26 protein-coding genes and 1 pseudogene are annotated in these 24,787 nt (G+C 69.6%); 15 read left to right on the top strand and 12 right to left on the bottom strand.

Annotated elements, in window-relative coordinates:
* Window positions 1-576: 576 nt before the first annotated feature.
* The gene (locus ACVMYR_RS26760) at window positions 577-858 is read right to left on the bottom strand and encodes a hypothetical protein (protein WP_457123056.1); all 282 of its coding nucleotides are present in this window, start codon (window positions 856-858) and stop codon (window positions 577-579) included.
* 702 nt (window positions 859-1,560) lie between these two features.
* Here ACVMYR_RS26760 and ACVMYR_RS26765 point away from each other — a divergent pair.
* The 3 genes from ACVMYR_RS26765 (at window position 1,561) to ACVMYR_RS26775 (ending at window position 4,215) form a co-directional block, all read left to right on the top strand.
* Window positions 1,561-2,232, top strand: a complete 672-nt coding sequence (locus ACVMYR_RS26765; RefSeq protein ID WP_457123057.1) for a hypothetical protein — start codon at window positions 1,561-1,563, stop codon at window positions 2,230-2,232.
* Window positions 2,233-2,690: 458 nt separating this feature from the next.
* The gene (locus ACVMYR_RS26770; RefSeq protein ID WP_457123058.1) at window positions 2,691-3,377 is read left to right on the top strand and encodes a hypothetical protein; all 687 of its coding nucleotides are present in this window, start codon (window positions 2,691-2,693) and stop codon (window positions 3,375-3,377) included.
* 271 nt (window positions 3,378-3,648) lie between these two features.
* The gene (locus tag ACVMYR_RS26775) at window positions 3,649-4,215 is read left to right on the top strand and encodes an NUDIX hydrolase (protein ID WP_457123059.1); all 567 of its coding nucleotides are present in this window, start codon (window positions 3,649-3,651) and stop codon (window positions 4,213-4,215) included.
* 3 nt (window positions 4,216-4,218) lie between these two features.
* Here the strand turns inward: ACVMYR_RS26775 and ACVMYR_RS26780 are convergent, their stop codons facing one another.
* Complete coding sequence (locus ACVMYR_RS26780; protein ID WP_457123121.1) at window positions 4,219-5,637, bottom strand: helix-turn-helix domain-containing protein; 1,419 nt, start codon at window positions 5,635-5,637, stop codon at window positions 4,219-4,221.
* 150 nt (window positions 5,638-5,787) lie between these two features.
* On the opposite strand from ACVMYR_RS26780, the gene ACVMYR_RS26785 reads away from it, so the two are divergent.
* The gene (locus tag ACVMYR_RS26785) at window positions 5,788-6,126 is read left to right on the top strand and encodes a hypothetical protein (RefSeq protein WP_457123060.1); all 339 of its coding nucleotides are present in this window, start codon (window positions 5,788-5,790) and stop codon (window positions 6,124-6,126) included.
* Between the two features lie 552 nt (window positions 6,127-6,678).
* Here the strand turns inward: ACVMYR_RS26785 and ACVMYR_RS26790 are convergent.
* A complete protein-coding gene (locus tag ACVMYR_RS26790; protein ID WP_457123061.1) occupies window positions 6,679-7,257 on the bottom strand; it encodes a hypothetical protein in 579 nt (192 codons plus the stop codon).
* 1,114 nt (window positions 7,258-8,371) lie between these two features.
* Between ACVMYR_RS26790 and ACVMYR_RS26795 the strand changes: the two genes are divergently transcribed.
* Window positions 8,372-8,806 carry a hypothetical protein gene (locus tag ACVMYR_RS26795; protein WP_457123062.1) on the top strand — a complete coding sequence of 145 codons (435 nt, stop codon included), beginning with the start codon at window positions 8,372-8,374 and terminating at the stop codon, window positions 8,804-8,806.
* A 127-nt stretch (window positions 8,807-8,933) separates the two neighbouring features.
* Here ACVMYR_RS26795 and ACVMYR_RS26800 read toward each other — a convergent pair.
* Window positions 8,934-9,713 (bottom strand): annotated as a pseudogene (locus tag ACVMYR_RS26800) (transposase family protein).
* Between the two features lie 249 nt (window positions 9,714-9,962).
* On the opposite strand from ACVMYR_RS26800, the gene ACVMYR_RS26805 reads away from it, so the two are divergent.
* The 8 genes from ACVMYR_RS26805 (at window position 9,963) to ACVMYR_RS26840 (ending at window position 16,631) form a co-directional block, all read left to right on the top strand.
* Window positions 9,963-11,033, top strand: coding sequence for a hypothetical protein (locus tag ACVMYR_RS26805; RefSeq protein WP_457123063.1), 1,071 nt, complete (start codon window positions 9,963-9,965; stop codon window positions 11,031-11,033).
* Window positions 11,034-11,288: 255 nt separating this feature from the next.
* Window positions 11,289-12,527 (top strand): helix-turn-helix domain-containing protein, encoded by a 1,239-nt coding sequence (locus tag ACVMYR_RS26810; protein ID WP_457123064.1) that lies wholly within the window; start codon window positions 11,289-11,291, stop codon window positions 12,525-12,527.
* A gap of 195 nt (window positions 12,528-12,722) precedes the next feature.
* Window positions 12,723-12,893 (top strand): hypothetical protein, encoded by a 171-nt coding sequence (locus tag ACVMYR_RS26815; RefSeq protein WP_457123065.1) that lies wholly within the window; start codon window positions 12,723-12,725, stop codon window positions 12,891-12,893.
* Entirely contained in the window at window positions 12,880-14,082 is a 1,203-nt protein-coding gene (locus tag ACVMYR_RS26820) for a helix-turn-helix domain-containing protein (protein WP_457123066.1), read from the top strand. The genes ACVMYR_RS26815 and ACVMYR_RS26820 overlap by 14 nt, the downstream gene beginning before the upstream one ends.
* Before the next feature lie 2 nt (window positions 14,083-14,084).
* Window positions 14,085-14,324, top strand: a complete 240-nt coding sequence (locus ACVMYR_RS26825) for a hypothetical protein (RefSeq protein ID WP_431894494.1) — start codon at window positions 14,085-14,087, stop codon at window positions 14,322-14,324.
* Between the two features lie 74 nt (window positions 14,325-14,398).
* Window positions 14,399-14,764 (top strand): DUF4440 domain-containing protein, encoded by a 366-nt coding sequence (locus tag ACVMYR_RS26830; RefSeq protein ID WP_077936932.1) that lies wholly within the window; start codon window positions 14,399-14,401, stop codon window positions 14,762-14,764.
* A gap of 81 nt (window positions 14,765-14,845) precedes the next feature.
* Window positions 14,846-15,658: a MerR family transcriptional regulator gene (locus ACVMYR_RS26835; RefSeq protein WP_457123067.1), complete on the top strand. Its 813-nt coding sequence runs from the start codon at window positions 14,846-14,848 to the stop codon at window positions 15,656-15,658.
* A gap of 133 nt (window positions 15,659-15,791) precedes the next feature.
* A complete protein-coding gene (locus ACVMYR_RS26840) occupies window positions 15,792-16,631 on the top strand; it encodes an SDR family NAD(P)-dependent oxidoreductase (protein ID WP_457123068.1) in 840 nt (279 codons plus the stop codon).
* Between the two features lie 72 nt (window positions 16,632-16,703).
* On the opposite strand, the gene ACVMYR_RS26845 is transcribed toward ACVMYR_RS26840, so the two are convergent.
* Window positions 16,704-17,318: a TetR/AcrR family transcriptional regulator gene (locus tag ACVMYR_RS26845; protein ID WP_396788104.1), complete on the bottom strand. Its 615-nt coding sequence runs from the start codon at window positions 17,316-17,318 to the stop codon at window positions 16,704-16,706.
* A gap of 80 nt (window positions 17,319-17,398) precedes the next feature.
* Between ACVMYR_RS26845 and ACVMYR_RS26850 the strand changes: the two genes are divergently transcribed.
* Window positions 17,399-18,271 (top strand): NAD(P)H-binding protein, encoded by an 873-nt coding sequence (locus ACVMYR_RS26850; RefSeq protein WP_457123069.1) that lies wholly within the window; start codon window positions 17,399-17,401, stop codon window positions 18,269-18,271.
* A gap of 26 nt (window positions 18,272-18,297) precedes the next feature.
* Here the strand turns inward: ACVMYR_RS26850 and ACVMYR_RS26855 are convergent, their stop codons facing one another.
* The 6 genes from ACVMYR_RS26855 to ACVMYR_RS26880 form a co-directional block, all read right to left on the bottom strand.
* Window positions 18,298-18,690, bottom strand: a complete 393-nt coding sequence (locus ACVMYR_RS26855) for a nuclear transport factor 2 family protein (protein ID WP_457123070.1) — start codon at window positions 18,688-18,690, stop codon at window positions 18,298-18,300.
* A gap of 10 nt (window positions 18,691-18,700) precedes the next feature.
* Window positions 18,701-19,567 carry a pirin family protein gene (locus tag ACVMYR_RS26860; protein WP_457123071.1) on the bottom strand — a complete coding sequence of 289 codons (867 nt, stop codon included), beginning with the start codon at window positions 19,565-19,567 and terminating at the stop codon, window positions 18,701-18,703.
* A 107-nt stretch (window positions 19,568-19,674) separates the two neighbouring features.
* Entirely contained in the window at window positions 19,675-20,175 is a 501-nt protein-coding gene (locus tag ACVMYR_RS26865; RefSeq protein ID WP_077936938.1) for a MarR family winged helix-turn-helix transcriptional regulator, read from the bottom strand.
* Between the two features lie 43 nt (window positions 20,176-20,218).
* Window positions 20,219-21,829 carry an MDR family MFS transporter gene (locus tag ACVMYR_RS26870; RefSeq protein WP_091284404.1) on the bottom strand — a complete coding sequence of 537 codons (1,611 nt, stop codon included), beginning with the start codon at window positions 21,827-21,829 and terminating at the stop codon, window positions 20,219-20,221.
* 32 nt (window positions 21,830-21,861) lie between these two features.
* The gene (locus ACVMYR_RS26875; protein ID WP_077936940.1) at window positions 21,862-22,458 is read right to left on the bottom strand and encodes a TetR/AcrR family transcriptional regulator; all 597 of its coding nucleotides are present in this window, start codon (window positions 22,456-22,458) and stop codon (window positions 21,862-21,864) included.
* A gap of 74 nt (window positions 22,459-22,532) precedes the next feature.
* Window positions 22,533-23,000: a MarR family winged helix-turn-helix transcriptional regulator gene (locus ACVMYR_RS26880; protein ID WP_077936941.1), complete on the bottom strand. Its 468-nt coding sequence runs from the start codon at window positions 22,998-23,000 to the stop codon at window positions 22,533-22,535.
* 109 nt (window positions 23,001-23,109) lie between these two features.
* Between ACVMYR_RS26880 and ACVMYR_RS26885 the strand changes: the two genes are divergently transcribed.
* Window positions 23,110-23,757: a ferredoxin--NADP reductase gene (locus ACVMYR_RS26885; protein ID WP_457123072.1), complete on the top strand. Its 648-nt coding sequence runs from the start codon at window positions 23,110-23,112 to the stop codon at window positions 23,755-23,757.
* On the opposite strand, the gene ACVMYR_RS26890 is transcribed toward ACVMYR_RS26885, so the two are convergent.
* The gene (locus ACVMYR_RS26890; RefSeq protein ID WP_457123073.1) at window positions 23,751-24,677 is read right to left on the bottom strand and encodes an oxidoreductase; all 927 of its coding nucleotides are present in this window, start codon (window positions 24,675-24,677) and stop codon (window positions 23,751-23,753) included. The two genes, ACVMYR_RS26885 and ACVMYR_RS26890, sit on opposite strands and share 7 nt — an antisense overlap.
* Between the last annotated feature and the right edge of the window lie 110 nt (window positions 24,678-24,787).

Consider the following 24,787-nt stretch of genomic DNA (forward strand, 5'->3'; position numbering starts at 1 on the left):
CTCAAGGGGGTGGCAGGGGACGGGCGACGAACTGCCACCGGACGCCGGGGCGGTGTCCGTCGGTGGTGTTCGTGGTGTCTCCTGGCACCGCCGGAGAGGGCGGCTCACGCCGGAGGGCGGGGTTGGCCATCGGGCCGCGTACCGCCGTTGAGCTGGGTTCCTGGATCTTGGGTGATGCCGGGACGGGTGGGGTGCCTGGTCGTCGGCTACCGGCTGGTTGCCGCAGGCGATCCCCACCCGTCGAGGTGCGCGAATCCGAGGGCCATCGTGGACGGCGGGGAAGGCCGTGCTGAGCCGCTCAGCGGATTCCGGGCCGGCACAGTGGCCGGTGCGATCGAGAGCCGGCGGGATATGACCCGCGCCAGCGGCAGGAAGGCCGCTCGGCAACTCCGAAGTCGAGTTCAGCGATCCGGCGGGAAGGCCGCGCTGGCGTGCTCAACGAGGGCCAGAGTAGCACCGGGTGCCGACACGTCAACCCGCCGTGAGTCAGTTGCTGAGGAGCTGATCTCGTAGTGAGCCGAGGTGATGTCACGCGCATCGGGGACGATGCGTTGGACGGGCCGGTGCCATCAGACGTCAGGTGTCTTCGGTGAGGACAAAGCTGCGGCCCTTGTGGGTAGGGCGCACGATGACATCGATCGTGCTTCTGTCTGCGAACCGCAGCTTGAAGGCAGGGTCGAGGTCGCAAAGCAGTGCGAAGCCGCTTCGATTCTCGTCGTCTTCGAGGACCGCGTTGCCGCTTGCCTCCCAGGTGCCATCGTCGGCGGCGGTGATTACGACGTCCACTTCGACGCTGCCAAGCAACGTTATGGGATTTGCCCACCAGTCCAGCCAACAGCGGCCCTCGAAACGGTCCACTCCGCCATCTTGCCAAGGTAGATCCGGCCGGCCAACGGCTGTGGGAGGATTTTCCTTACACCTATCAAGGCGGCCCTGAACGGGCCGCACGCGCCGCCGCCAGGGCGCGCGCCCCTCGCTCCGCTGACGCTCCGACTCCGGTCACGCAACACGCCCGGCGGGCTGGCGCGGAGGGCGGGTAGCCCGGTGGGCCGCCGGATGACGACAGGCCGTTGCCGGTGGGGTGGTGGGGCCGGCAGCCGGCCGGGCCGCGCGGCGAGCACCGCGCGGCGTAGGGGAGCGCATGCCGGGTCCGTCGGCGGCTGCCGGGTTGGTGGCGGGGTTGCGGTTACTGCGCCTCCGGCGGGGGCGCTCCGGCTCCAGGATGGCCGGGGGTCCGTCGGCGGCTTGCGGTCCGTGGGTGGTGGCGGTGGGAGCCATCCAGCCCACCGTCGACCCGGGCGAGCCGAGCAGACCACCGCCCGACCCGCCAGCGTCCGTACGAGCCGTCAAGGCCGTCTTGACGTGGCGGGCCGGGCGGCGGCCCGCTCCACAGAAGTGCGGGTCGAAGGCAGACGGGATGGCTGAGAGCTTGGCTGCGGGCATCACGCTGTGTCTTACGTGACCGTCCCGTCCATGCTGAGCTGCCGGTTCCGGGCGGCTCAGCATGGACAGCAGCACCACTGAAGCTACGGTTGCGTCGACCCTCTAACATTTCCCACCGTGATCGAATGGCTACTGCCGTTGCTTCTGTCGGGAGATGTCGACTGGGGTGACATGCCGGCATGGGTCAGCGCGCTCTTCGCAGCTGCCAGCGCGGCTGTCTCCACGCTGGCTCTCGTGTTCGCGGCTGTTGCCGCTCGCGCCGCTCAATCGGTGTACCACATTGAGTCTCGGCGTGACAGGTTGGCGGAGGAGGAGCGCAGAGAACGTCATGAGGAGTCGCTGAGTGCCCAAGCATCCAGGGTTACCGCATGGACCGAGTCTCAGAAAAGAAATGTAAATTTGAGTGGACAGCGAGTAGAGCGTTTCTGGATTAAGGTCAAGAATTTGCATGACTTGCCAATCTATAACCTGTCGATCCACTACTGCTTTCCCGACGCTGGAGAGTATAAGGTGGTGAAGAGTTACGCGTTTCCGACGGTTCCGCCGGGGGAAACGGTGCAAGTGGATCCTAAGACAACGCTGCTGCTGAGGGTGGGCGTCGATGCGTTCAAGTTGGGTCGGGTAGCTGTGTTATTCGACGACTCGGCTGGGCTCTCATGGTGGAGAGGTGTAGACGGTCGATTGATGCGAAACAGAAACGCGGATATTCCGCTCCCTGAATCACCTCTTAAGGACGTGAAGATCTACGCACACTTTCAGGGGCAGCGAGAGGAATACCAGGAAGACTGATCGAAGTAGTTGGGTCTCCCGTTGGCTGTGCGCGGGGACGGCGGGCGCAGGGACTTGCACGACGGGCCAGAGCTCCATCGGGAAAGGAGGGCTCAGGCCATGGCAGGGTGACGAACTGGGTGACGACGGCGACGAGCTACGGCGGACGGTGGTGGACGTCGCTGGATTGTTTGACCGGCTCAGCGCAGCTGATCGCTCAGCTCTGCAGCTAGTGGTGGTTCCTTTACACAGGGGCGGTCAAGGTCCGCCGACAATCGGCCTGGCGAAGCTTGACATCCATGGGAGCGTCGGGATGGCGATTGGTGCCCCGGACTATGACGGTTCTTGCCCGAACCCGGGAAGCCAGTCAAGATCACCGTCATCGTCCTGCGGCTGCGGAGGCAGGATCGACGACAGTTCCTCATCACCGTGAGACTGCGCTTCCGGCTGGGTGCCGGTGTCGTTGATAGTGTTAAGGCGTGCCTGCTCATGCGCGCCTCTCCCTCGTGATCAAAGCTGCGGAGTCGCTTGCCGCAGGACTGACGAATCCGACGCTGCTCGTCACACTGCACCGTGACATCGATGAGCTGAGCGGCCTCGACGGTCGCAGGCTGGGGCGTTCCACCAAGCAGTACGCGCTCCGCTGGGCGATCTTCACCATGTCCTATGCGGCCATCGAAGCGTTCTTCAACGACGTCCTCCGCGATCCCACGAGTCCGCGCGCGCTGCCGCTGAATCCGGACAAGCTTCTCCAAGCTGGCGAACTATATGGCGTCAAGCTCTTCACGAACGACTGGGGCGTGCGGACGCGGGTCCAGGGAACCGGAGCTGGCAATCGATCCAGGTGGGCTGTGTTCGCCGGCAAGCAGTCCCTCGGTGCTTACCTGGCGGACATGAAGAAACTCCGCGACCTGCTCAGCCACGGTCGGGACCCGCGGGCGGCGTCGAACGCTTCGGGCGCACTGTGGACGCTGGCGAACGGGGGGTATTCGATGCGGCTCATGGGCGCAGAAGGTTTCATCCAAGCCGCCTGCGATCTATCTGCCCAGACGGTGCTGGCCTTCGGTGGTGACCTGAACGATCTCCCGGAGTGGCCCGAGCCAGCTCGATCAGGGCTATCGGCGGAAGCGCGCCCGGCGTTGAAGCTCTTGCCTGCCGACGCATAGATTTGCCCCCACCGCCGGCAGGTTGACACTCTGACCGGCATGGGGCCCGGCACCGACAGCAGCGCTGACAGCAACCGGCCGGGACGAGGGCAACCGCCGGCGGCCGATCACGGACAGCCGCCCGAGGTCGCAGACGTGGACGGACCCCGCCGGAACGGAGCGCCCAGAACTTACAAGCGAGGGGTCGGGCGACTTGGCAGAAGCGGGGTGGTGCGGCCAGCGGCTGCCGCCTTTCGCGCACGGTGAGGGGTTCGACGCGGATACTGGCGGGGTGGTGGAGGAGCAGGCGACGGAGTTGACCCGGTGGACCATCCATGGCGAGCGGGTCGTGGACGACACCCGCCGGGCGCGGCTGAGCATCGCCGAGGTGGAGTTGCCCGACGGGGTGCGCTTCGAGCAGTACGTGATTCGGGCTCCCCGGTCGGCCATGGTCGCCGTGCTCAACGATCAGGAGCGCCTGTTGTTGATGCGGCGGCACCGGTTCGTGTTCGACCGGTGGGTATGGGAGCTGCCCGGAGGCTACGTCGACGACCAGGAGCAGCCGGCGCAGTGCGCGGTACGGGAAGTCGAGGAAGAAACCGGCTGGCGACCCCAGAAGGTCGAGCCATTGTTGTCCTTCCAACCCTGGGTCGGCACCGCCGACGCCGAGAACCTGCTCTTCCTCGCCCGGCAGGCCGAGCACATCGGCGCACCCGTGGACGTGAACGAGGCAGAGCAGGTCGCCTGGATCCCGCTCGACGAGGCATACGAGCTGGTATCCCGGGGTGAGATCGTCGGTGCCGGCACGGTGATTGCGGTGCTGGAGCTGGTCGCGCGGAGGGCACGCGGGGAGCTGTGACGGTCAGCGCCGCTGGCCGAGGGTGGCGTCGACGCGGCCGGTGAAGTGCCGGACGGCGGGCAGCAGCCGGTGTGGGGCGAGTTGGGCTTGCAGGTCACGGAGATAGCGGACGGCTCTGGCGGAGCGAAGCTCGGCAGTCAGGGTCAGGGCTTCCGTGCCGATGGCGCAGGCCCGGTCGGGTTCGCCCTGTTGGGCGTGGACGCTGGCGAGCAGCGCGAGGTTGAAGGCTTTGCCGCGTACGTAGCGGTTGTCCATCCGCAGGGATCGGGCGGCGAAGCGTTCGGCGTGGGTGTTGCGGCCGAGGGCGTGGAAGCAGTGGCCGAACTTGGCCGACAGGTATGCCTCGTCGAAGTAGCTGAGCCACTGCGGGTCGGCGCTGCGGTCGGCCCGGTCGAGGGCCTGCTCCGCCTGGTGCAGGGCGGCGGCGCAGGCCCGTTCGTCGTTGGCCTTGGCCAGGGCGTGGGCTTCCATGACGTGGGCTTCGGCGGTCAGCACGGGTACCCCGGCGCGGCGGGCGGTCTGACCGGCGGCGCGGGCGAGGTCGAGGCCGGTGGCGGTGTGGCCGAGGTAGGTGGCCTGGTGGCTCATCGCGGCGAGGATCTCCGCGCCGAGGCCGTCGTCTCCGGCAGCGTGGGCGAAGTCCAGGGCGAGGGTCAGGTACCGCTGGGCGATGCCGTGCTCGGCGGTGTCGTACGCCTGCCAGCCGGCGAGCTGGGCCAGTTCGGCGGCGGCGCTGAGCAGCCGTTGCCCGGTGGGGTGGTCGTACCGGCCGTCGGTGAGTAGTGGGGTCACCTCCTGGTGGAGGTAGCGGGCCACGGTGTCGCGGGCGTGCCCACCGCCGTACTGGTTGTCGAGCTGGCGGTAGGTCGAGGTCATCGCCCGGATGGTGTCAATCTCCGGTTGCCCGACCGCGCTGCGTCCGGGTTGGGTGACCGGGGCCGGGTCGGGGGCGGTGAACCAGCGCAGCGCCGGCAGGGTGTAGCCGGCGGAGCTGAAGGCCACCTGCCGGAGCACGTCTCGACGGTTCACGTCACCTCGCCAAAGCTCTGCCGCACTACGCACGTCGTCGCGCCAGGTCCGCTGCGACGGCGGCTCGCCGGGAACGCGCCGCCCGGGGTCGGTTGGTGGTGCGGTCTGCCGGGGTGCCAGGCCCATCGTGGTACGCGCCTGGTCGGGCATCCGGTATCCGTCGGCGATCCGTTCGAGGACGTCGATCGAGGTGACCTTGCGTCCGACCATGATCCGGCTGACGTAGCCCTGTTCCAGCCCCACGGCGGCGCCGATCCGGCTCTGACTCGCCCCGGTAAGACTCGTGATCCAGCGGAACAGCCCGCCGATGTCGCGGGCGGCCAGCACGGTCAGCACCTCGCCGTGCGACCACGCATCCTCCGGAATCCGAAGGGGATCGAGCGGATCGAGCAGCACGGCAGCTCCCAGCGTCGCGTTCCGACTACTCAAGGTGTCCAGGTCGACAGCCTAGGGCGACCGTTCGCGCTGGTCGAGCCGTCCCATGTCACCGTGACATGACCGCTGGCCATGGAACCGGCCGCCGCCGGCCGGGATGGTCAGCGCATGTCCTTCGATATCGACAACCCGCCCGTGGAACCACCCGCCGAATGCCAGCACCGCCTGCTGTGGCGACTGGCCCGCGCCCTCTGGGAGGCCCACCGACCCGACAGCTTCGGCTTCTGCGTGGTCGCCGGCTGCTGGCACGAGAACCAACGCGACCCCTGCCGCCTGGCCCAACTCGCCCAGCAGGGAATGCGCACCGCCTGCGGTCAGGCCACCCCCGCCTCACCGCCCTGGATCGCCGTCACCCGCGAGCGCCTGGCGGCCGGGGACATCGACCCCGTCGACGCCGTCGCCGAAGCCCTCTGGCACCGCCGCCACACCCCCAGGCCGAGACGGTGACCGGTGGGAGCCCTCTACACCTCGGCGGCCTTCCGCGAGTACGCCAGAGCACAGGTTGCCCACGCGGACATCCTGCTGACCAAGCACGCCGAATCGGCCCTGGACCTGTGCCGCTGCGGCCGACCCCACCCCTGCGACGACCGCCAGCACTGGCTACAGCGACGCGCCCACTTCGGGCAGTTCCTCGTCGACGAGCAGTACAGCAGCGAAGTACAGCAACCCCACCCACCGAACCCGACCCGAGGCGACCCCAGGAGACCGGATGACCTCGGATGACACCCGACCCGACCAGCGTGCCGCGAGTTCACACCGAAGAGGTCACTGGTTCGATCCCAGTATCGCCCACACTGAATACGGCAAGCTCAAGGCCCCTCAATCGAGGGGCCTTGACTCGTTCTGTCGATCAATGTTGGTCGGGGGGCAGCGGGAAAGCGGCGAAGCGTTGCCATCCGGTGACGGTGTCCGATGGGGCTGGCCTGGGATGGCGACCGCGCCGGTGAGCATCAAGGTCCTCACCCATGTTCGGATGGCGGCAGGTTGCTGTGAACTCAGCTACCGCAACCGTCTGGCCAGGTTGAGCACCTCGGACAGTTGGTCGCCGGTCAAGCGGCGGGCATCCCATGCCAACCCGGCAAGTTCGACGTGGCTGCGGTGCAGACGTGGATCGGTGGCCGCGGCAACTCCAGCCACGGCGGCCAAGTCGTCGGCGGGAAAGCCCAAGACCGTGGCGAACGCGGTCACGTACTGCGGCGTCAACTTCGTGCGACCAGGTCCGAGCATCGCCACGGTGGAGCTCGACACCATTGGCCCGTCACCGATGAGGTACAACACCTTCGGGCTGTACGGCCGGATATTGCGGTTCCGCAGTAGCCGCAACATCATCTCGCCAGGCCCCGGCGGGGAGCTGTAGCGCGGCTCTGGCGGCCACGCTGGTGGATGTTCGGGTAGCGACCGGACGAACTCGTGCAACCGCCGCAGTGACTGCGGTGCCAACTTGGCAGCCAACTCCAGCACCGTCCCGACGTGCCAAGGCTTGGTGCTGGCAGGCGTCAGGTCTTGCGGCAGATCGAGTCCGGCGACCACGAACAGATCCGCCACGTGCATGCCAAGCATCGGCGCCAGTTCTCGCACCAACGAAGGGCTGGCGGGGCCGCCGGTCAGCACAGCATCGAGTTGTGGCCGCAGGGAACCCGCTGTCGCGGCAACCTCCGGCCATCGATGCGTCAACAACCGGCCCAACGCGGTTCCGCCCTCAGGTCCCACCATCGCGGCCAGCCTCAACCCGCTCGACCTCCCCCTTGTCAGCCACCCCAGCTCACTTGCGCGGGCCGACCTCGTCCGTCTCGTCAGGGCATGCCCGAGTATCGGAGTGGGAGCGGTGGGCGGGGTCGACGCCATGCAACGTAGGTCATGATGCCGAACACGATCAGAAGTGCCACCGCGACCAGGACGATCAACCATCCGGACTGATCGCCATCCTCCCGCACCCTGAGGCATGGGTCGCTCTTGGCATGGTGGACCCGAATGCGCTGGCCGGCACTCACTGCTCGGTTCGCGCTGGTTGCGACGCGCAGGCGCGATTGACACACCTCGCCATGATTTGTACTGAACTGGACTGTCAGAAACGTCTTCGCTCCGCGCTGTTCGACGTCCAGCACCTCAGCGACTGCCCCTGATCCCCGATGCTCGTCTGCGATCGACCATGCTGCTAGCGCCGCTAACACTGTCGTGAACACCAGACCGAACGTCGAGAACGCCCGCAGAAGGGTTCGGTTTGGCCGTCGGCGATGCATGGCCGGACTGTAGATCTGGTGAGCAACGATGCTGACGCGGTCAACTAGTCGACCACGGCGCCTGTTCGATTACTCAGCGGTATCGGCCAGCGCTACGTAAGTGGCTTGTGAGGAGTCGGAAAAGCCTGCAATGGCTCTCCAAGGCTGATTCTGCTTAGCTTGAGGTAGTCCTCGGGCGAAAACTGTGAATTCTTGGGTAAGGCGTCGAACATCCGTATAATCCGATGATCGGCTTTTGTGTAAATTTGGGCAGGGGCTTGGATGCGTTGCCGGGCGGGCCTTTCTTGCCAGTCGGGCGGACCGGCGTGCGCGGTGCGTGCCCGAAGTGGCGGTCAGCACCGGTGATCGGCGGAGGCGTTGCGACGGTGGTCGAGAATGACCGTGACGTACAGTCGCGGTGCGGGCGAAGCGTCAGGCCGAGATTCCGGCACCGGTGTGAGGGAGGGGCCAGGATGTTCGGTTCGAAGAAGCTCAACGATCTGATGGCGCAGCTCAGGCCCGACTTGAGTCGGGAATCGCTCGGCGTCGGGCCCGACTTCCCGGGCGTCGCCCCGAACCCGCTCCTGAGCAGTGATGCCCGGAAGCGCAATGCGGAACTGCGCACGGGGGCGCTTGCGCTCGGCGTCCTCGTCGACTGGCGGGAGGTGAACAGCAACCCTCGCGTGGTCCTGATGTTCGACGTGGAGACCGCCGAGGGCGTCTCGTTCCGCGGTATCGCAGACGAAGACCTCACGATCACCGAGCTCACCCGACTCGCCCCAGGACAGACGTTGCCCGTGCGCTACCGGCCGGCTGTCATGGACCACTACGTCGCCCTTGCCCGGGACGCGGACCCCGCCCGTGTGCAGCAGCTCTCTGACCAGATCGCGAGCCGCAAGCGGACCTGACCCGTAGCCAGCGGCCGGATCCCTAGCGCTCTTCTGGGTAGCGGTGAGCAAGTCGTCTGATGATGACGGTCGACCTAAAGGATGTCTCGTAACTCGGTGATGGCGTTGCCGGTCAGCGGTGTCGGTGTCACCCACGCAGGATGATGTTGTGGAGGTGGGCGATGCCGGAGACGGTGTCGGCCAATGTGCGGGCGGCGCGTCGGTAGTCGCGCAGGATCTTGAAGGTCTTCATGCGGGCCAGGGCGTGTTCGACCTGCGCCCGGACGGTGCGGTGGTGCTGGTTCAGGTCCTTCTTCCAGTCGGGTAGTTCGCTGCCGTCGATGGGTTTGCGGTACGGGATGATCACCTCGGGGTTGCCGCGGTAGGCACCGTCGGCCATGACCGGCCGTCCGGCCAGCCTCTGGCCGATACCTGAGCCGCGGGAGACGACGGTGCCGTTGCGGTTGCCCGGCTGCGGGTCGCCCAGGGCGACGACCAGGCGGGTGTGGACGTCGATCGCTACCTGCAGGTTCGCCGAGTAGCGGTAGTTCTTGCTCGGGGCGGCCAGCCGGTGGTCCCGGGTCGGAATCAGGGTGCCGTCGACGATCGCGATCTGGTCGACCCGACGCCGGCGTACCGGCGCCAGGGCGAGCAGGAGGCCGAGGGTGTCGATGACCCGGTAAGCGGCGGAGTGCGACACCCCGAACAGCGGACCGATCTGCCGCATGGTCAGGTTCGTGCGCCATCACGCGGCGACCAGCAGCACCCGGTCGGCGAGGTCGAGGGACCACTGCCGTCCGGGCCGCCCGTCAGCGATTGTGTCCCCGCCGCGTTCGGCGACCACCCGGACCAGCCTGCGGAACTGGACGGGCTGCAGCCCGGTGAACGGGAAGATCCACTCCGAGCGGGACGCCGTGATCACCTGCACCACAACATGATCCACCATGGACCAGCCGCCGAGTTACGAGACATCCTTTAGCCAAGTGAGATGGGTCTGGGAGGAGGCGGCCGAATCTGGCTGCGTACCGACAGCAGGCGTCGCGGATGGCGATCGTTGCATTGCTCGTCGCCCTCCCCGATACCGGGGCAGGGGCCTTCCAGGGACTCGTTGGATGCGGTTTGCGTACCTGGTGTAGTCACATGTGTAGCCGAGGACCCCTCACCAGACAGGCTTGACGTGGATCAGCAGACGTTAGCGACTTGGGCGGCGGCAGCCGTAGCGACCGTAAGCGCCTTGATCGTGCTGGGGCAGTTGCGCGTCCAGCGGCGCCAAGGCCAGTTGCAGGAGGCCGAGGCGCATCGACAGCAGGCGAAAGCCTGGGCTGAGCTCGCGGACAGCTGGGATCTCGCTCTGCTTGCCACCATCGGTACGGCCGCGGTTGGCCGATTCGGTGTGACGCAAGCGAAGGCGGCTGAGTTCCTTGACGCGGTGGAGCGCTACAGGGAGACGTCCGTCGCCTATCGCGACATCTCACTCGGCGAGGTCGCGGGCGACTTTGACAAGGCACATGCAGAGCAGATGTCGGCGGCAGAAGGGCTGGCCGCCTACCGAAGTGCGGCCCGACGGATCATTACTCACCTTGCCCAGGTCTCCAGCCTGGTCCTACGTGGGCGGCTTTCTCTGCATGCCGCCTACGAGGCATTCGGCCTGGACGTCATCCGTGCTGAGGGCGATTTGTCCAATCTGCTCCGCTCAAGCTTCGGTCATGGATCGAACTGCCCAGCCTCCGAGAACTGGGAGTGGGATACCTGGCGGGAGTTAGGGCCTGAGCAGGTCGCACGTCGAATCGGCTGGGGCGAGTTCCTCGATGTTGCGCGAGGTACTGCGGAGAGGATTGACCTCTTCCTCGCGCTCCTGTTGGCCCATGGGGTGCGAGTAGGTGATCTTGATGCAGGCTTTCAGGACTTCGGCAATCCGCCTCCCGGGCATGGCCTTAACGATCGGAAGCGACTCGCAACTGCATGGCGGTCTGCACGTCGTCACGGTTTGGCGCGTGCAGTGCGGCTCACTTGGCGACTGGCCGCAGCGGGCCGGCAAGTGAGAGGCAATCAGCGGTGGCGCAAGATTGAGTCTGCTCCGGGCTCGAAGCGCTTACGCCCGTGGAGGCGGCTTCTCCGCCGTCAACCGGAGGCAATCTTGGTAGGTCGTGATGTGATCGACGCTTACCGGCTGTCTCGATCTGTCGACGACCTAAGGCGGATGAACCAGCCTCCCTTTGTTCAGGGGGATGAGGATGAACCGCAGTGAGCCGTCGGCAAGCGCGCCACTGACTCGTGGGTGTACGGGTTGATCAGTCGGGAGTGGCGGACGTCGTCGGCTTCCGCCCACTGAGCATCCGAGGTCCTCACGGCTGGCTGGACGGCGTAAGGGCTCCGTGCCCAATTGATCGCCGCGTAGGCGTCGGGACACTGTTTGCGATCTGGGTCGGGTGTACCGTCCGAAGTGGGAGCTCGTCGGGGTGATGCCGGTGGGCGGTCACTGGATGCGCTAGCGGGAGATGGTATGACCGGGCCAACCGTCGGGGATCGCCTTGCGGAGATTCGCCGAGAGTCGCGGCTGACGCAGGAGCAGCTTGCCGAGCGGTCCGGCGTCAGCGTCGAGGTGATCCGGAAGCTGGAGCAGGGCAGCCGGGGTACGGCTCGACTCGACACCCTGCATGCGCTCGCTCGTGCCCTCGGGGTGGCGACGTCCGCGCTTCTGGGTGATGCGTCGCAGGCTGCTGCCCAGGGAGAACCGGGTCATCGGCAGTTGTCGTTGGCGGAGATTCGCCGGGTGATTGCGCCTGTGCGGGGGATCGATGGTGCTCCGCTCATGATGCCGGCAGGTGAGCCGCCCGGCCTTGACGCGCTGCGGGGGAATCTGCACGCTGCCGATCGGGTCTACAACGCTGGTGACTACGCCGTCGCGTTGCGGGTCGTGCCGCCGTTGTTGGTGAACATGCGCGCTGCAGTCGATCTCGCTGGTGATGAGAGGCGGGCTGAGGCGTATGACTTGCTCGCTCGTGCCCAGCATTTGGCGGGAGGTCTGCTGATCCAACTGCGCTCCGACGACTTGGCGCAGACTGCGCTGTCGGAAGCGCTTGACACCGCGCAGCGGTCGGGGGATTTGGTGGTGGCAGCCACCGTCATCCGGACGATGTGCTGGCTGTTGATGCGTCAGGGCCGTATCCGTGAGGCTGCGGAGCTGGCGGTGGTCACTGCTGACAAGGTTGAGCCCCGACTGTCCCGGGCGACTCCGGCTGACCTGGCCGCATGGGGGTGGCTACTGCTGAGTGCCGCTGCAGCGCGGTCCAGGGACAACCGACCGGATGAGGCGGCCGACCTCATCAGTGTCGCCGCCGCCGCTGCGGTTCGAATCGGTGAGCGGGTGCCGGCGGAGAAGCAGTTGATGCTGGTGGGTGGGTTCGACACCGCCAAGGTGCAGATGCAGCGGGCGGAGGCGGCGGCCGTGGCCGGCGATGCGGGGCGAGTGTTGGAGTTGTCTGCGCTGGTTCCGCCCGTGCCGACCATCAGCAAGTCGGCGTGGCGGCGGCATCGGCTGGATCTGGCATGGGCGTATGCAGAGCTGCGACGGTACGGGAAGGCGACAGCGGTGCTGACGCAATTGCGCGGCACAGCGCCTACCTGGCTACGGCAACAGCGGTACGCCCGGGACATCGTGGAGTCGATCGCAGCGGGTCGCCGTCGGGCGATGACGGACGAGTTGACGAACCTGGTCGACCTGATGGGCTGCGCGCGCTGACTGGTACGGCGCGTCCGAGTCGATAGTTTGCGATCTCCGCCTCGCACTGACCGCACCTGTGTGCTCACCAGCGACCACGCCAATCTGTGACAGCTAGGTGACCGGCTGTTGCTTGATGGCTGTCACCGACGCCGGGCGCGACGGCGACGGTCCTTCCAAGAGCTTGCCGTCGCGCCCCTACCAACGGAGGTGGGGATGCGGGATCAGGACGATAAGCCGGCGCAAAGTCGGGGTGAGCAGATCCAGGCGGCCGAGCACGAAGCCGCCAAGCAACGGCTCCTCGCGCAGGCCGAGGCCGAGCGGATACCGGCCGAGGAGACCACCAAGGCGATACCCGACCGGCGGTGGCGTCGTGGACAGTCTTGAGTCGCTACCCGTCGGCCGGCGGGTCGCCTACTGGCGGGGGCGGCGGAGGTTGTCGCAGCAGGTGTTCGCCGATCGGCTCGGCAAGTCGAAGAGCTGGGTGGACAAGGTCGAGCGGGGTGTCCGCTCCCTGGACAGGGTGTCGACCCTGCACGACGTCGCCGCCGTGTTGCGGATCGAGGCGGCGGTGCTGCTCGGCCGCGACGCCCGGCCCGCCGAGGTGACCGGGCGGATCGAGGGTGTGGAGCGGATCCGGGAGGCGCTGTCGACGTACGACATTGCGGTGGGACGCCCGGTGGTCGGCTGCCCGGGGGTGCCGGCGGACCGGGTGGCGCGGGATGTCGGGCATGCCTGGATCACCTTTCAGCACGCCCGGTATCCGCGGGTGGCCGAGCTGCTGCCGGAGCTGCTGGCCGGCGCGCAGCGCGCCCACGCCGACGATCCGGGGCGGGGTCGGGCGACGGTGGTGGAGGCGTACCGGCTGACCGCGTCGCTGCTGGTGAAGCTGGGCGAGGCGGAGCTTGCCTGGCTGGCCGCCGACCGGGCGATGCTCACCTCGACCGGCGATCCGGTGCTGGTGGCTGCCGTCACGGTGCAGCTCGGCCAGGTCATGCGGGCCTCGGGGCGGGTGCGGTCGGCGTTGTCGACGGCGCTGGCCGCCGCGTACCGGATCGCCCCGCCGGACCCCGACGACGCGTCACCGGCGGAGCTGTCGTTGTGCGGGACGTTGCTGGTGCAGGGGGCCCTGGCCGCCGCCCGCCACGGTGACGACCGCACGGTCGCCGACCTGCTCGACGAGGCCGCCGCGATGGCCGCCCGGGTCGGCGACGGCCACGACCACCATCGGACCGCGTTCGGGCCGACCGCCGTGGACCTGGCCCGGGTGGTCGCCGCCCTCGACCTCGGCCACGCCCACGACGCCGTCACCTGGCACGAGAAGAGCATCGCGCGCGACGGGTGGCGGTGGTTGCCCGCCGAGCACCGGGCCGCGCACCTGCTCGACGCCGCCCGCGCCTACCTGCACGCCGACGACCCGGCCCGCGCCGCCCGCGCGCTGGCCGAGGCCGAGCGCGTCGCGCCGGCGGAGGTGCGCCACCGCCCCGCCGCCCGCGACATCGTGGCCCAGGTCGCCCGCGACCCGCACGCCCCGGCCACGGTCGTCCAGCTCGCCGCCGCCCTCGGGGTGACCTGAGCATGACCGCGCCGTTCCTGTCCCTGGCGCAGATCCGCAACCGGCTGATCCTCACCGCCCGCTGGGTCCTGCGCGCGCACCGACCCGGGCCCGACGGGCGTTGCCCGATCTGCCGGAGATCGGGATGCGCCGTGGCCGCCGCCGCCCGCAACGTCATCGACGCCGCCGGGGAAGTGCGGCAGCGAAGTGCAGCAACCCGGCCAGCCGCACCGGACCGGGACGACCCTCAGCAGACCGGATGACCGGGGATGACACCCGATCCGACCGGCGCGCCGAGAGTTGACCCTCCCCCTGCGGGAGACCTGATCGTTGGGGCATGGAACTGAACTCGAAGCGAGGAACCGCGATCAACTGGCCGGAGCTGCCGGCGGTGATCAGGGGCTTTCTCCCCGCGCATGAGGCCCGGGAGACGGAGACCGCGGCCGGCGCGTTCGCTGCGGACGCGGTGGTGACGGACGAGGGCCGTAGCTACCGGGGGACGGAGGAGGTCCGAAACTGGCTGGTCAACGGGGGTAGTGGGTACACGTACACCACGGATTTCGTCGGTGCTCACCGGGTGGGTGAGGCACGCTTCGACGTGGTGCAGCATCTGGAAGGTGACTTTCCGGGTGGCTCTGCGGACCTGCGCTACCGATTCGTCCTGGACGGCGCCCTGATCACCCGGCTCACGATCGAACCGTGAGCCCCACGTCGGAAGGAAGCAACCCCGTGAGCACCACTGACCAGGAGATTCAGAACGTCGTGTGAGATGGATGCTGTGACGATGCGGAAAGGCCTGACCATCGGCGAGTTCGCCACCATGAGCCACCTGAGCGTGCGGACCCTGCGCCGCTACCACGAGGCCGGGCTGTTGGCGCCGGCCGCGGTCGACCCGCACACGAGTTACCGGTACTACCAACCCGAGCAGATCGCGACCGCGCAGGTCATCCACCGGCTCCGGCAGCTCGACGTGCCCCTGGCCGAGGTCAAGTCGATCCTCGCCACCGACGACCCGCAACGGCGCACCGAACTCGTCGCGGGCCACCTGCGGCGACTTGAGGCCGAACTGGACCGCACGCGGGCCGCCGTCGTGTCGCTCCGCCAGCTGCTGCGTCCGGACGCCGCCGCGCTCGAGATCGAACTGCGTTCCGTTCCCGCCCGGACCGTGGTCGCCATCCGCGCCCAGGTCCGGCACGAGCACGCGCTCGCCTGGTTCGACACGGCGATGACCGAGCTGGACGAGGCCTTCCCGCCGGCCGAGCGCACCGGGCCCCCCGGCGGGCGGTACGCCAACGAGCTGTTCACCGACGGCATCGGCCTCATGACGGTCTTCCGCCCGGTTCGCAGCCCACGCGCGAGCGGCCGGATCGAGGTTGTCGAGTTGCCGTCCGCCGACCTCGCCGTCGCGGTCCACCGGGGGCCACACGACGACATCGACGTCACCTACGGCCGCCTGGGCGCCTGGGTCGCCTCCCACGCCCTGGGCGTCGACGGGCCCGTCCACGAGACGTACCTGGTCGGGCCGCGCGACACGGGGCACTCCGAGCGGTGGCGGACCGAACTCGGGTGGCCGGTGTTCCGCCTGGCCTCCGCCTGACGGTCCGGTGATCCTGACCGGACCGGAGCCTGGGGCGACCGTGGTCACAGCCGCCGCCCCTGGACCTTCTCCCGAGGAGAGGGCCGAGGGTGGGACGAAGACAGGCAGGCGCCGGACGAGGGACGGAACGAGCATGAAGACCTGGTTCATCACCGGAGGCACCCCGGGTGGGTTCGGCATGGCGTACGCCGAGGCCGCGCTGGACGACGGCGACCGGGTGGCGTTGACGACGAGACGGCCCGAAGAACTGGAGTCGTGGGCACGGCAGTACGGCGACCGCGTCCTGATCCTGACCACCGACGTCACCGATCAGAAGGCCGTCGAGCAGGCTGTGCGTGCCACCGAAGAACACCTCGGCGGCATCGACGTGCTGGTCAACAACGCGGGCCGCGGCTGGTACGGCTCCATCGAGGGCATGGCCGACGCCGAGGTCCGACGCATCTTCGAGCTGAACCTCTTCGCCGTCCTCACCGTGATCCGTGCCGTCCTTCCCGGCATGCGTACCCGAGGCAGCGGGTGGATCGTCAACATGTCCTCGGTGGCCGGGCTGCGCGGTGTCGAGGGATTCGGGTACTACAGCGCCGCCAAGTCCGCGCTCGAAGCCGTCACCGAGGTGCTCCGCGCAGAGGTCGCCCCGCTGGGCATCCAGGTGATGGCGGTGGAGCCGGGCGCGTTCCGCACCCGCGCCTACGCAGGCTTCGCCGACGAAGCTGTCGAGGAGAGCATCCCGGCGTACCTGCCGATGCTGGAGAAGGTCCGCACCGCCATGATCGATCAGGACGGGAAGCAGCCCGGTGACCCGCGGCGCGGAGCCCGCGCCGTGATCGCCGCGATGGGTCAGGACACCCCGCCGCGCCGACTTGTCCTGGGCAGTGCCGGATTCGACGCGGTCGTCACCACGCTCGAGGGCACCCTCGACGACATCCGCGGCTCCGCCGCGCTCTCCCGAGGAGCCGACTTTCCTGCCACCTGATGGGCCGCAGGCCGGGCACGGGCGACCGCCACCAGGCCCGCCCGGCTGCCGCCCTCCTTCCCCGGGAGCCGTTTAGAGGTGGCTCGTGGCGCGGCCCAGTTGGGCGAAGGCCAGGTCCGCGTCGGCGACCGCCTCCGGGTGTACGTCGCGTGCGGTGCGCCCGGCGGCGATCTTCTGCCAGTTGGTGCGGGCGAGCACGCGTTGCACCGCGATCACCTGGGCGGCCAGCAGCCGGCCTCGGACGCCGGGGTCGAGGGCGGCGGCCAGGGCGTCCTCGTCGTCGCGCATGTACTGCAGTAGCCGTCCCGCCAGGCTCGGGGTGCCGAACACCAGTCGGTGGAACGCCACCACCTCGGGGTGGTCGTTGAGGCCGGTGACGGGCTCGAAACGGTCGAGGCCGGCGCGGAAGTGCTGGTGCAGGGCCGCGATCGGCGCGGTGCCGGGGCGGCGCTCGCCGACCACGCGCGCGGCCTCGCCGTTGTGGTCCGCGAAGCGGTGCAGGACGAGGTCTTCCTTGGTGGGGAAGTAGCGGAACAGAGTGGGTTTCGACACCTCGGCCGTCGCGGCGATGTCGGACACGGACACCTGGTCGAACCCGCGCGCCAGGAACAGCGAGATCGCCGCGTCGGCGATCGCGTCCCGGGTCCGTGCCTTCTTGCGGGCCCGCAGCCCGACCGGCTCGCTCACCGCGCCAGCGTAACCTTTGTTACCGGGTTGCTTTTGTAACTTGGTAACGTTTGAATGGGCGCATGGGACAGCATGCTGACGTGAGATCCGCAGGAGGGCCGCCGGTGCTCGTCACCGGGGCGACCGGGCGCATCGGCAGCGCCGTGGTCGATCTGCTGACCGGGGCGGGCGTGCCGGTCCGCGCCCTCGTGCGCCGCGCCGAGTCGGCGGCGACGCTGCCCGCCGACGTCGAGGTCGTCACCGGCGATCTCACCGCGCCCGCGTCGCTCGACGCCGCGCTGCCCGGCGTCGGCGCGGTCTTCCTGGTCTGGACGGCCCCGCCGCAGACCGCGCCGGCCGTCGTCGACCGGCTGGCCGCCCACGCGCGCCGGGTCGTCTACCTGTCGGCGCCGCACCGGACCCCGCACCCGTTCTTTCAGCAGCCGAACCCGATGGCGGCGCTGCACGCCGAAAACGAGCGGCTCATCGCGGCCGCCGGGCTCGACGCGACGATCATCCGGCCGGGCATGTTCGCGTCGAACGCCCTGTCCTGGTGGGCCGCCGCGATCCGGGGCGACGGCGTGGTCCGGTGGCCGTACGGCGCGGCCGAGACCGCCCCGGTCGATGACGGCGACGTGGCCGAGGTCGTCGCGCGGATCCTGCGCGAGGGCGGCCACGTCGGCGGCGACCACGTCCTGACCGGACCCGAGTCGCTGACCCAGGCCGAACAGGTGCGCATCGTCGGCGACGCGCTGGGCCGCCGGCTCACGTTCGAGGAGATGACGCCCGACGAGTTCCGGCGCGCCGCCCCGGAGGCCGCGCGCCCGGCCGTGGACATGCTCCTGGCCGCGTGGCGCGCCGCGACGGGACAACCGGCGTACGTCACCTCCACGGTGGCCGACCTGCTCGGCAGGCCGGCGCGCACCTTCCGCCAGTGGGTCACCGCCCACGCCCCGGAGTTCACCGGTGGCTGACGCCGGTCAGCTCCCGGGCCGCCAGCTCAGTTCTTGAGTGCCTGGGTGAGCACGGCGGTGTCCGCGGTCTGCCACTCCCGGACGAGGCGGCCGTTCTCCACCGTCCAGACGTGGGCGAACCGCGACGTCACCTCGACGCCCTCCTTCGTCACGGCGTGGTAGTGGCCAAGCACGAACACGTGGCCCTGGTCGTCCGCGTAGATCTCGTCGGCCTCGGCGCGCATCGAGCCGAAGAGTTGGAACAGCGGGCCGAAGAAGTCGCCCATCAGGCTCTCGTAGCCGTGGAAGACGCCGCCGTACGGGTAGCCCGGGGTGATGTCGACGACGATGTCGGGGTCCATGAGCTTGGCGGCGACGTCCGGCGAGCCGGAGTTCGCGTAGAGCTCGCGGACGAGGTCGATGTTGGCCGAGCTGGTCATGTCGTTCTCCTTAGCGGTCGGTGTCGGCGATCGGTGCGAGGCGGCCCATCTCGCCGGCCCGGTGGCGGGCTGCGGCGGCCTGGATCTGGGCGTGGTCGTTCATGATGAACGGGCCGGCGGTGACCACGGGGTCGCGCACCTCTGCGCCGGCCATGACGAGCAGGTGCGCCGGCTCGGCGGCGGCCAGCGTCACCCGGCCAGCGGCGCCCGTCAGCGCCACGGCGTGCGTGCCCCCGACCGGCACGACCCGGTCGGCGGTGCGGGCGGTCACGGTCCCGTCCAGCACGTAGGCGATCGCGTGGTGGGCGGCCGGCAGGTCGAACGGGATCTCGCCGCGCAGGTGGATGTCGAGCAGGGTGAACGGCTCGGTGGGGGACAGCGGCGAGGCGACGCCGGCGTAGGAGCCGACCACGACCCGGACCCGGGTGCCGTCGTCCCCGACCCACTGCGGGACGTCGGCGCCCTGCAGGTGGTGGACCCGGGGCGGGGAGAGCTTGTTGCGGGCGCTCAGGTTGACGAAGATCTGCAGCCCGTGCAGTTCCCGGCCGGGTGTCGCCGGAACCTCCTCGTGGATGACGCCGCTGCCGGCGTCGGTCCAGACGATGCCGCCGGGGCCGACGCGCAGGTCCACGCCGGAGGAGGCGCGGCTGCGCACGTCCCCCGGCGAGTCCTCGAACACGTAGGTCACGGCCGCGAATCCGGCGTGCGGGTGCGGGGAGAACGGAAGGCCGTCGACCCGGAAGTCGTCCAGCACGGCGACCGGCGAAGCGGCGACGCCCAGCTTCTCCAGGTCGACGGAGAGCAGCGAGGTGAAGCCGGGTATGCGCCGCTGCTCGGCCGCCACGACCGGGGAGAGCCCGACCTGAGATGTTGTCATGTCAACAAAGCTAGGGACCTTGCCGTGATACGTCAACAAAACTGGTGTTGGCGAACGACACACCGTGGGTGGCGGCCGGGGCCGCCACCCACGGTGTAAGGGGCAGCTCAGCGGTTGGTCGGGCAGGTGTCGTCGTCGCCCGTCGCCTCGCCGTGCTCGGCGGCCAGGTGCTGCGTGACGACGTCGGCGATGTCGCCGAGGACGTCCAGTTGCTCCGGGGTCAGCAGGTCGACGAAGCAGTGCCGCACCGCGGCCAGGTGGATCGGCGCCGCCGCCGTGATGGCGGCGGCCCCGGCTGCGGTCAGCACCACGTCGAATCCCCGGGCGTCGTCCGGGCACGGGGCCCGCTCGACGGTCCCGCGTGCCTGCATGCGGGCGATCTGGTGGGACAACCGGCTGCGCTCCCAGTCCAGGGCGCGGCACAGGTCCCGGGAGCGGATCCGCTGGCCGGGTGCCTCGGACACGTTCACCAGGACGGCGTAGTCGGCCTCGGTGAGCCCGCACTCCTGGTTGAGCTGCCGGGCCAGCCGAGCGGTCAACGCGGCGCGCAGGTGATGGAAGCCCCGCCACGCGCGGCTCTCGCGCTCGTCCAGCCAGTTGTGCTCCATGCGGCCAGCCTAGCGTTTGTTGACATGTCCCCTGGTCGCCCGCTCAGGCCGAAAGGGCCGGTGCGGGCGCCACGGGCCGTGCGGCGTCGTCCGGGCCGGTCGCGGTGTCCGCGCCCGTCTCGGTGTGGGTGGCGGCGAGCTTCTTCTCTGGCAGCAGCAGCGCCAGCACCAGGCCGGCGGCGAACAGGGGGATCAGGTAGCCGAACACCGGTGTCAGCGCGTGCTGGTAGGCGGCCACCACGGCCTCCTGCACCGCGGGCGGCAGCGAGTGCACGGCCGCCGGGGTGAGCGAGTCGGTGTTGCCGACCGCGCCGGCCGCGCCGCCGGAGAGCCGGAGGGCGAGCTGGTCGCTGAGCCGGCTGGTGAAGATCGCCCCGACGGCGGCGCTGCCGAGGGTGGCACCGATCTCCCGGAAGAAGCTGTTCGCCGAGGTGGCGGTGCCGACGGCGGCGGCGGGGAAGTCGTTCTGCACGGCGAGGACGAGATTCTGCATGATCAGGCCGAGCCCGGCGCCGAGCAGGAAGATGTAGGAGCAGACCGCCCAGAGGGAGGTGTGCACGTCGAGGGTGGACAGCAGCAGGGCCGCCACGCCCAGCAGGACGGTGCCGATGATCGGATAGATCTTGTAGCGACCGGTCCGGCTGATGAGCTGCCCGGAGGGCAGGGCGGTGCCCATGATGCCGACGACCATCGGGATGAGCAGCAGGCCGGATTCGGTGGCGCTCACCGCGTAGACCATCTGCAGGTAGGTCGGCAGGTAGACGATGACGGCGAACATGCCGACGCCGACCGTGATCAGGCTGAGCAGGGTGGCCAGGTTGAAGATCCGGCTGCGGAACAGCCACAGCGGGATGATCGGCTCGGCGGCCCGGCGCTGCGACAGGAAGAACAGCACCCAGCCGAGCGCGGCGCCGGCGGCCAGGCCCAGGATCAGCGGGTCGGTCCAGGCGTACTGCGTGCCACCCCAGACGGCGACCAGGACGGTGGCGGTGACCGAGGCGGCCATCAGGGTGATGCCGACGTAGTCGATGGAGACCTGGCTGCTCCGGCGCGGCAGGCGCAGGGCGAACGCGGAGATCGCCAGGGCGACGAGACCGACGGGCAGGTTGATCCAGAACGCCCAGCGCCAGTCGGCGTGGTCGGTGAAGTAGCCGCCGAGCAGGGGGCCGACCACGGAGGAGAGGCCGAAGACCGCGCCGATCGGGGCCATGTAGCGGGCGCGCTGCCGGGGCGGGACGAGGTCGGCGATGATCGCCTGGGAGGTGATCATCAGTCCGCCGCCGCCGAGCCCCTGCACCGCCCGGCCGATGATGAGCATGGTCATGCTGGAGGCGGCGCCGGCGATCAGGGAACCGGCGAGGAAGATGCCGATGCCGCTGAGGAACAGGGTCTTGCGGCCGATCAGGTCGCCGAAGCGACCGTACAGCGGCATGGCGATGGTGGCGGCGAGGATGTACGCGGTGGTCACCCACGCCATGTGGCTGACGCCGTTGAGTTCGCCGACGATCGTGGGCAGTGCGGTCGACACGATGGTCTGGTCGAGCGAGGCGAGCAGCATGGTGGCCATGAGGCCGGTGAAGATCAGGGCGAAGTGCGGCGGGAGGGTGAACGATCCACGCTCCCGGGTCGCTGTGGGCGCTTCGGTGTCGGTCATCGGGGTCTCCGGGTCTCCGGGTAGGGGTGAGGTCAGCGGGCGAGCAGGGCGCGCAGCGTGGTCACGGCGCGCTCGACGTACGGGACGGGGTCGTCGTCCTCGCCGGTGGTGAAGTTCTCCATGCCGGTCCTGACGACGGCCATCGCGAGGCCGGCGATCAGGCGGGGCATCTCGTCCTGCGGCTGGTCGCCGGTGCGCGCGGCGACGGTCACGGCCAGCTGCCGTTGGAATCCCTCGAAACCGGCGAGCATGGCGGCGAGGACCCCGGGATGTTCCTGGCCAAGGGCGAACATCGCGTGCAGCCCACCGCGCTCGGGTGGGTGGCGGGCCATGTCGCGCAGGAGCAGGCCGACCAGGTCCAGGAGCACGTCGCCCGGCTCTGCGGGGCCGGCGGCGGTGAACGCGGCGACGTCGTCGTCGGGCGGCATCGGCGGCATCGCGATGACCGCCGCCTCCTTGCTCGGGAAGTAGTTGAAGAAGGTCCGGGTGGAGACGCCCGCCTCGGCGCTGATCATCTCCACGGTCACCTTGGCGAAGCCCCGCTCGCGGGCGAGCCGCAGCGCGGCCTCCTGGATCTCGCGGTGCGTCTGACGGCGGCGTCGCTCGCGTAGTCCTTCGGTCCTGGTCATGCAGCCAATGTTGCACTCAGTGCAAAGACTTCACCAACTGCATGTTGTGCGCGTCACGCATCGGGTGGTCGGCCTCACGGATGGTCGGGGCAGGTCGACTCCGTGGGCGGGTTGCCGGCCGACATTGCCGTCAGGATCCGCCGCAGGTGGTCGCGGTCCGTGTCGGTCAGGGCCCCGAACAGCGCCTCGCTCATCCGGTCGATCGACGCGTGGACCTCCGCGACCGCCGTCCTGCCGTGCGCGGAGATGGTGACGATGTGCCGGCGGCGGTCGGCGGGGTCGCGGCGGCGCTCGACCATGCCGTCGCCCTCCAGGTCGTTGAGCAGGCCCACCAGCACGCTGGCATCGACGTTGAGCTGCTCCAGCAGCTCCTGCTGCCCGGCGGCGCCCCGGCGCTCAAGGAGCAGCAGGACGTTCGCGTGTCGGGGCCGCAGCCGCGACGACGCGAGCTGGCGTTGCAGGAGCTCCCGGGCCCGTTCGCCGGCCTGCGAGAGCAGCACCGGCAGGGGGACGCCTGGCTCCGGGTTCGAGGCGGAGGTCACGCCACGAAGCTACCATTCCGCTGACCATCGGCGCGGTCGGATAGTTGTGGAACCTCAACGATCTGCTACGTTGAACGAAAGGCGTCCTGCCGCACCCCCAGGAGGAGTCATGGGTCTTCTCTCGTCCACCCCGCTCAAGTTCGCCGACCGCTGGACGGAGGACGACGGCGTGGCGGTCTTCGCGTTCACTCCCTCCAGGCCCTTCCGGCACATCGCCGGACAGCACGGCCTCTTCGCCGTCAAGGGCGGGGGAGCCAAGCCGTTCTCCCTGGCCTCGGCGCCGGAGGACGACCAGGTCGTGCTCGCCACCAGGCTCGAATCCGGCAGCCGGTTCAAGAAGGCGCTCGCGGCGCTGCGACCCGGCGACCGGGTCACGATGCGGGGCCCGATCATGAAGTTCACCCTGGACGGGGCCGGCGACGACGTCGTCTTCCTCGCCCAGGGGGTGGGGATCACGCCGTTCCGCTCCCTGCTGCGTCACATCTCCGCCGCCGGGCTCGGCGTCCGCAGCACGCTGCTGCACGTCGGGGACGGGCACGCGTTCAAGACCGAGACGGAGCAACTCGCCAGCGACGCCCGCTACCACCGGGACCGCGAGGGCTTCGCGGTCGACCTCAAGCAGGTCGCCACGAACGCCCCCGCCGCCACCTACTACGTCTCCGGAGTGCCGCAGTTCATCGCCGAGACGAGCGCCGCGCTCAAGGACCTCGGCATCGGGCGCAAGCAGATCCGCAAGGACAACTTCCGCGGCTACTGACGGTCCCGGCCGGCGAGCGGGCCGCCGACGCCGGTCAGCTCCTCGGCCGCCGCCCAGAGCCGCTTCCCGGCCGCCGGGTCGGCGGCCCCGCGACCGAGCCGGGCCTCGGCGACCGGCCCCCACGTCTCCCACAGCCGGGCTGGCCCGAAGAACTGGCCGCCCCGCACGCCCGGCGCCGTCGCCGCGTGCAACTGCGGCAGCGCGCCCTGCTGCGCCGGCTGGGTGGTCAGCAGGCCGAGCCGCGCGACCGCCCGCCCGGCCCGGCCCCGGTGCGCCCAAGCGCGCGGGGTCAGGTTGGTGCGGGTGAGCCCGGGATGGGCCAGCACGCTGACGACCGGCGACCCGGCGGCGCGCAGCCGGCGGTCCAACTCCACGCCGAAGACCGTGGTGGCGAGCTTGGACCGACCGTAGGCGGCCGACCCCCGGTAGTTGCGCTCGTACATCAGGTCGGCGAAGTCGAGGCGCGCGGTGCGGTGGGTGAGCGAGCTGAGGCTGACCACCCGGGCCTGCCGCGCCGCCGCCAGGCTCTCCAGCAGCAGGCCGGTCAGCGCGAAGTGCCCCAGCAGGTTGGTGGCGAGGTGCAGCTCGAAGCCGTCGGCGGAGGTGCGGCGGGGGCCGAGCAGCACCGCACCGGCGTTGTTGACCAGCAGGTCGATGCGCGGGTGGTCGGCGACCAGCGTCGCCGCGAACGCGCGCACGGAGGCGAGGGAGGCCAGGTCCAGCTCGCGTACCTCGGTCTCGCCGCCGATGCGGCGGGCGGCCTCGATGCCGGCGGCGGTGTCGCGGACGGCGAGCACGACGCGCGCGCCGTGGCGGGCCAGCTCGGTGGCGGTGACCAGGCCGAGGCCCGAGTTCGCGCCGGTCACGACGGCGACCCGGCCGCGCTGGTCGGGGATGTGGTCGGCGGTCCATGCGGTCATCTGCGGCTCCTCGAAGCGTCGGTGCGGCAGACGCTAGGCGGGGCGCGGGCCGGCTCCGGCGTTCCCGGTTGCCTAGGTTCGCCGGACCTACCCTCGGCGGTCCGGGCCGC

The organism is Micromonospora sp. PTRAS2 (assembly GCF_054052245.1).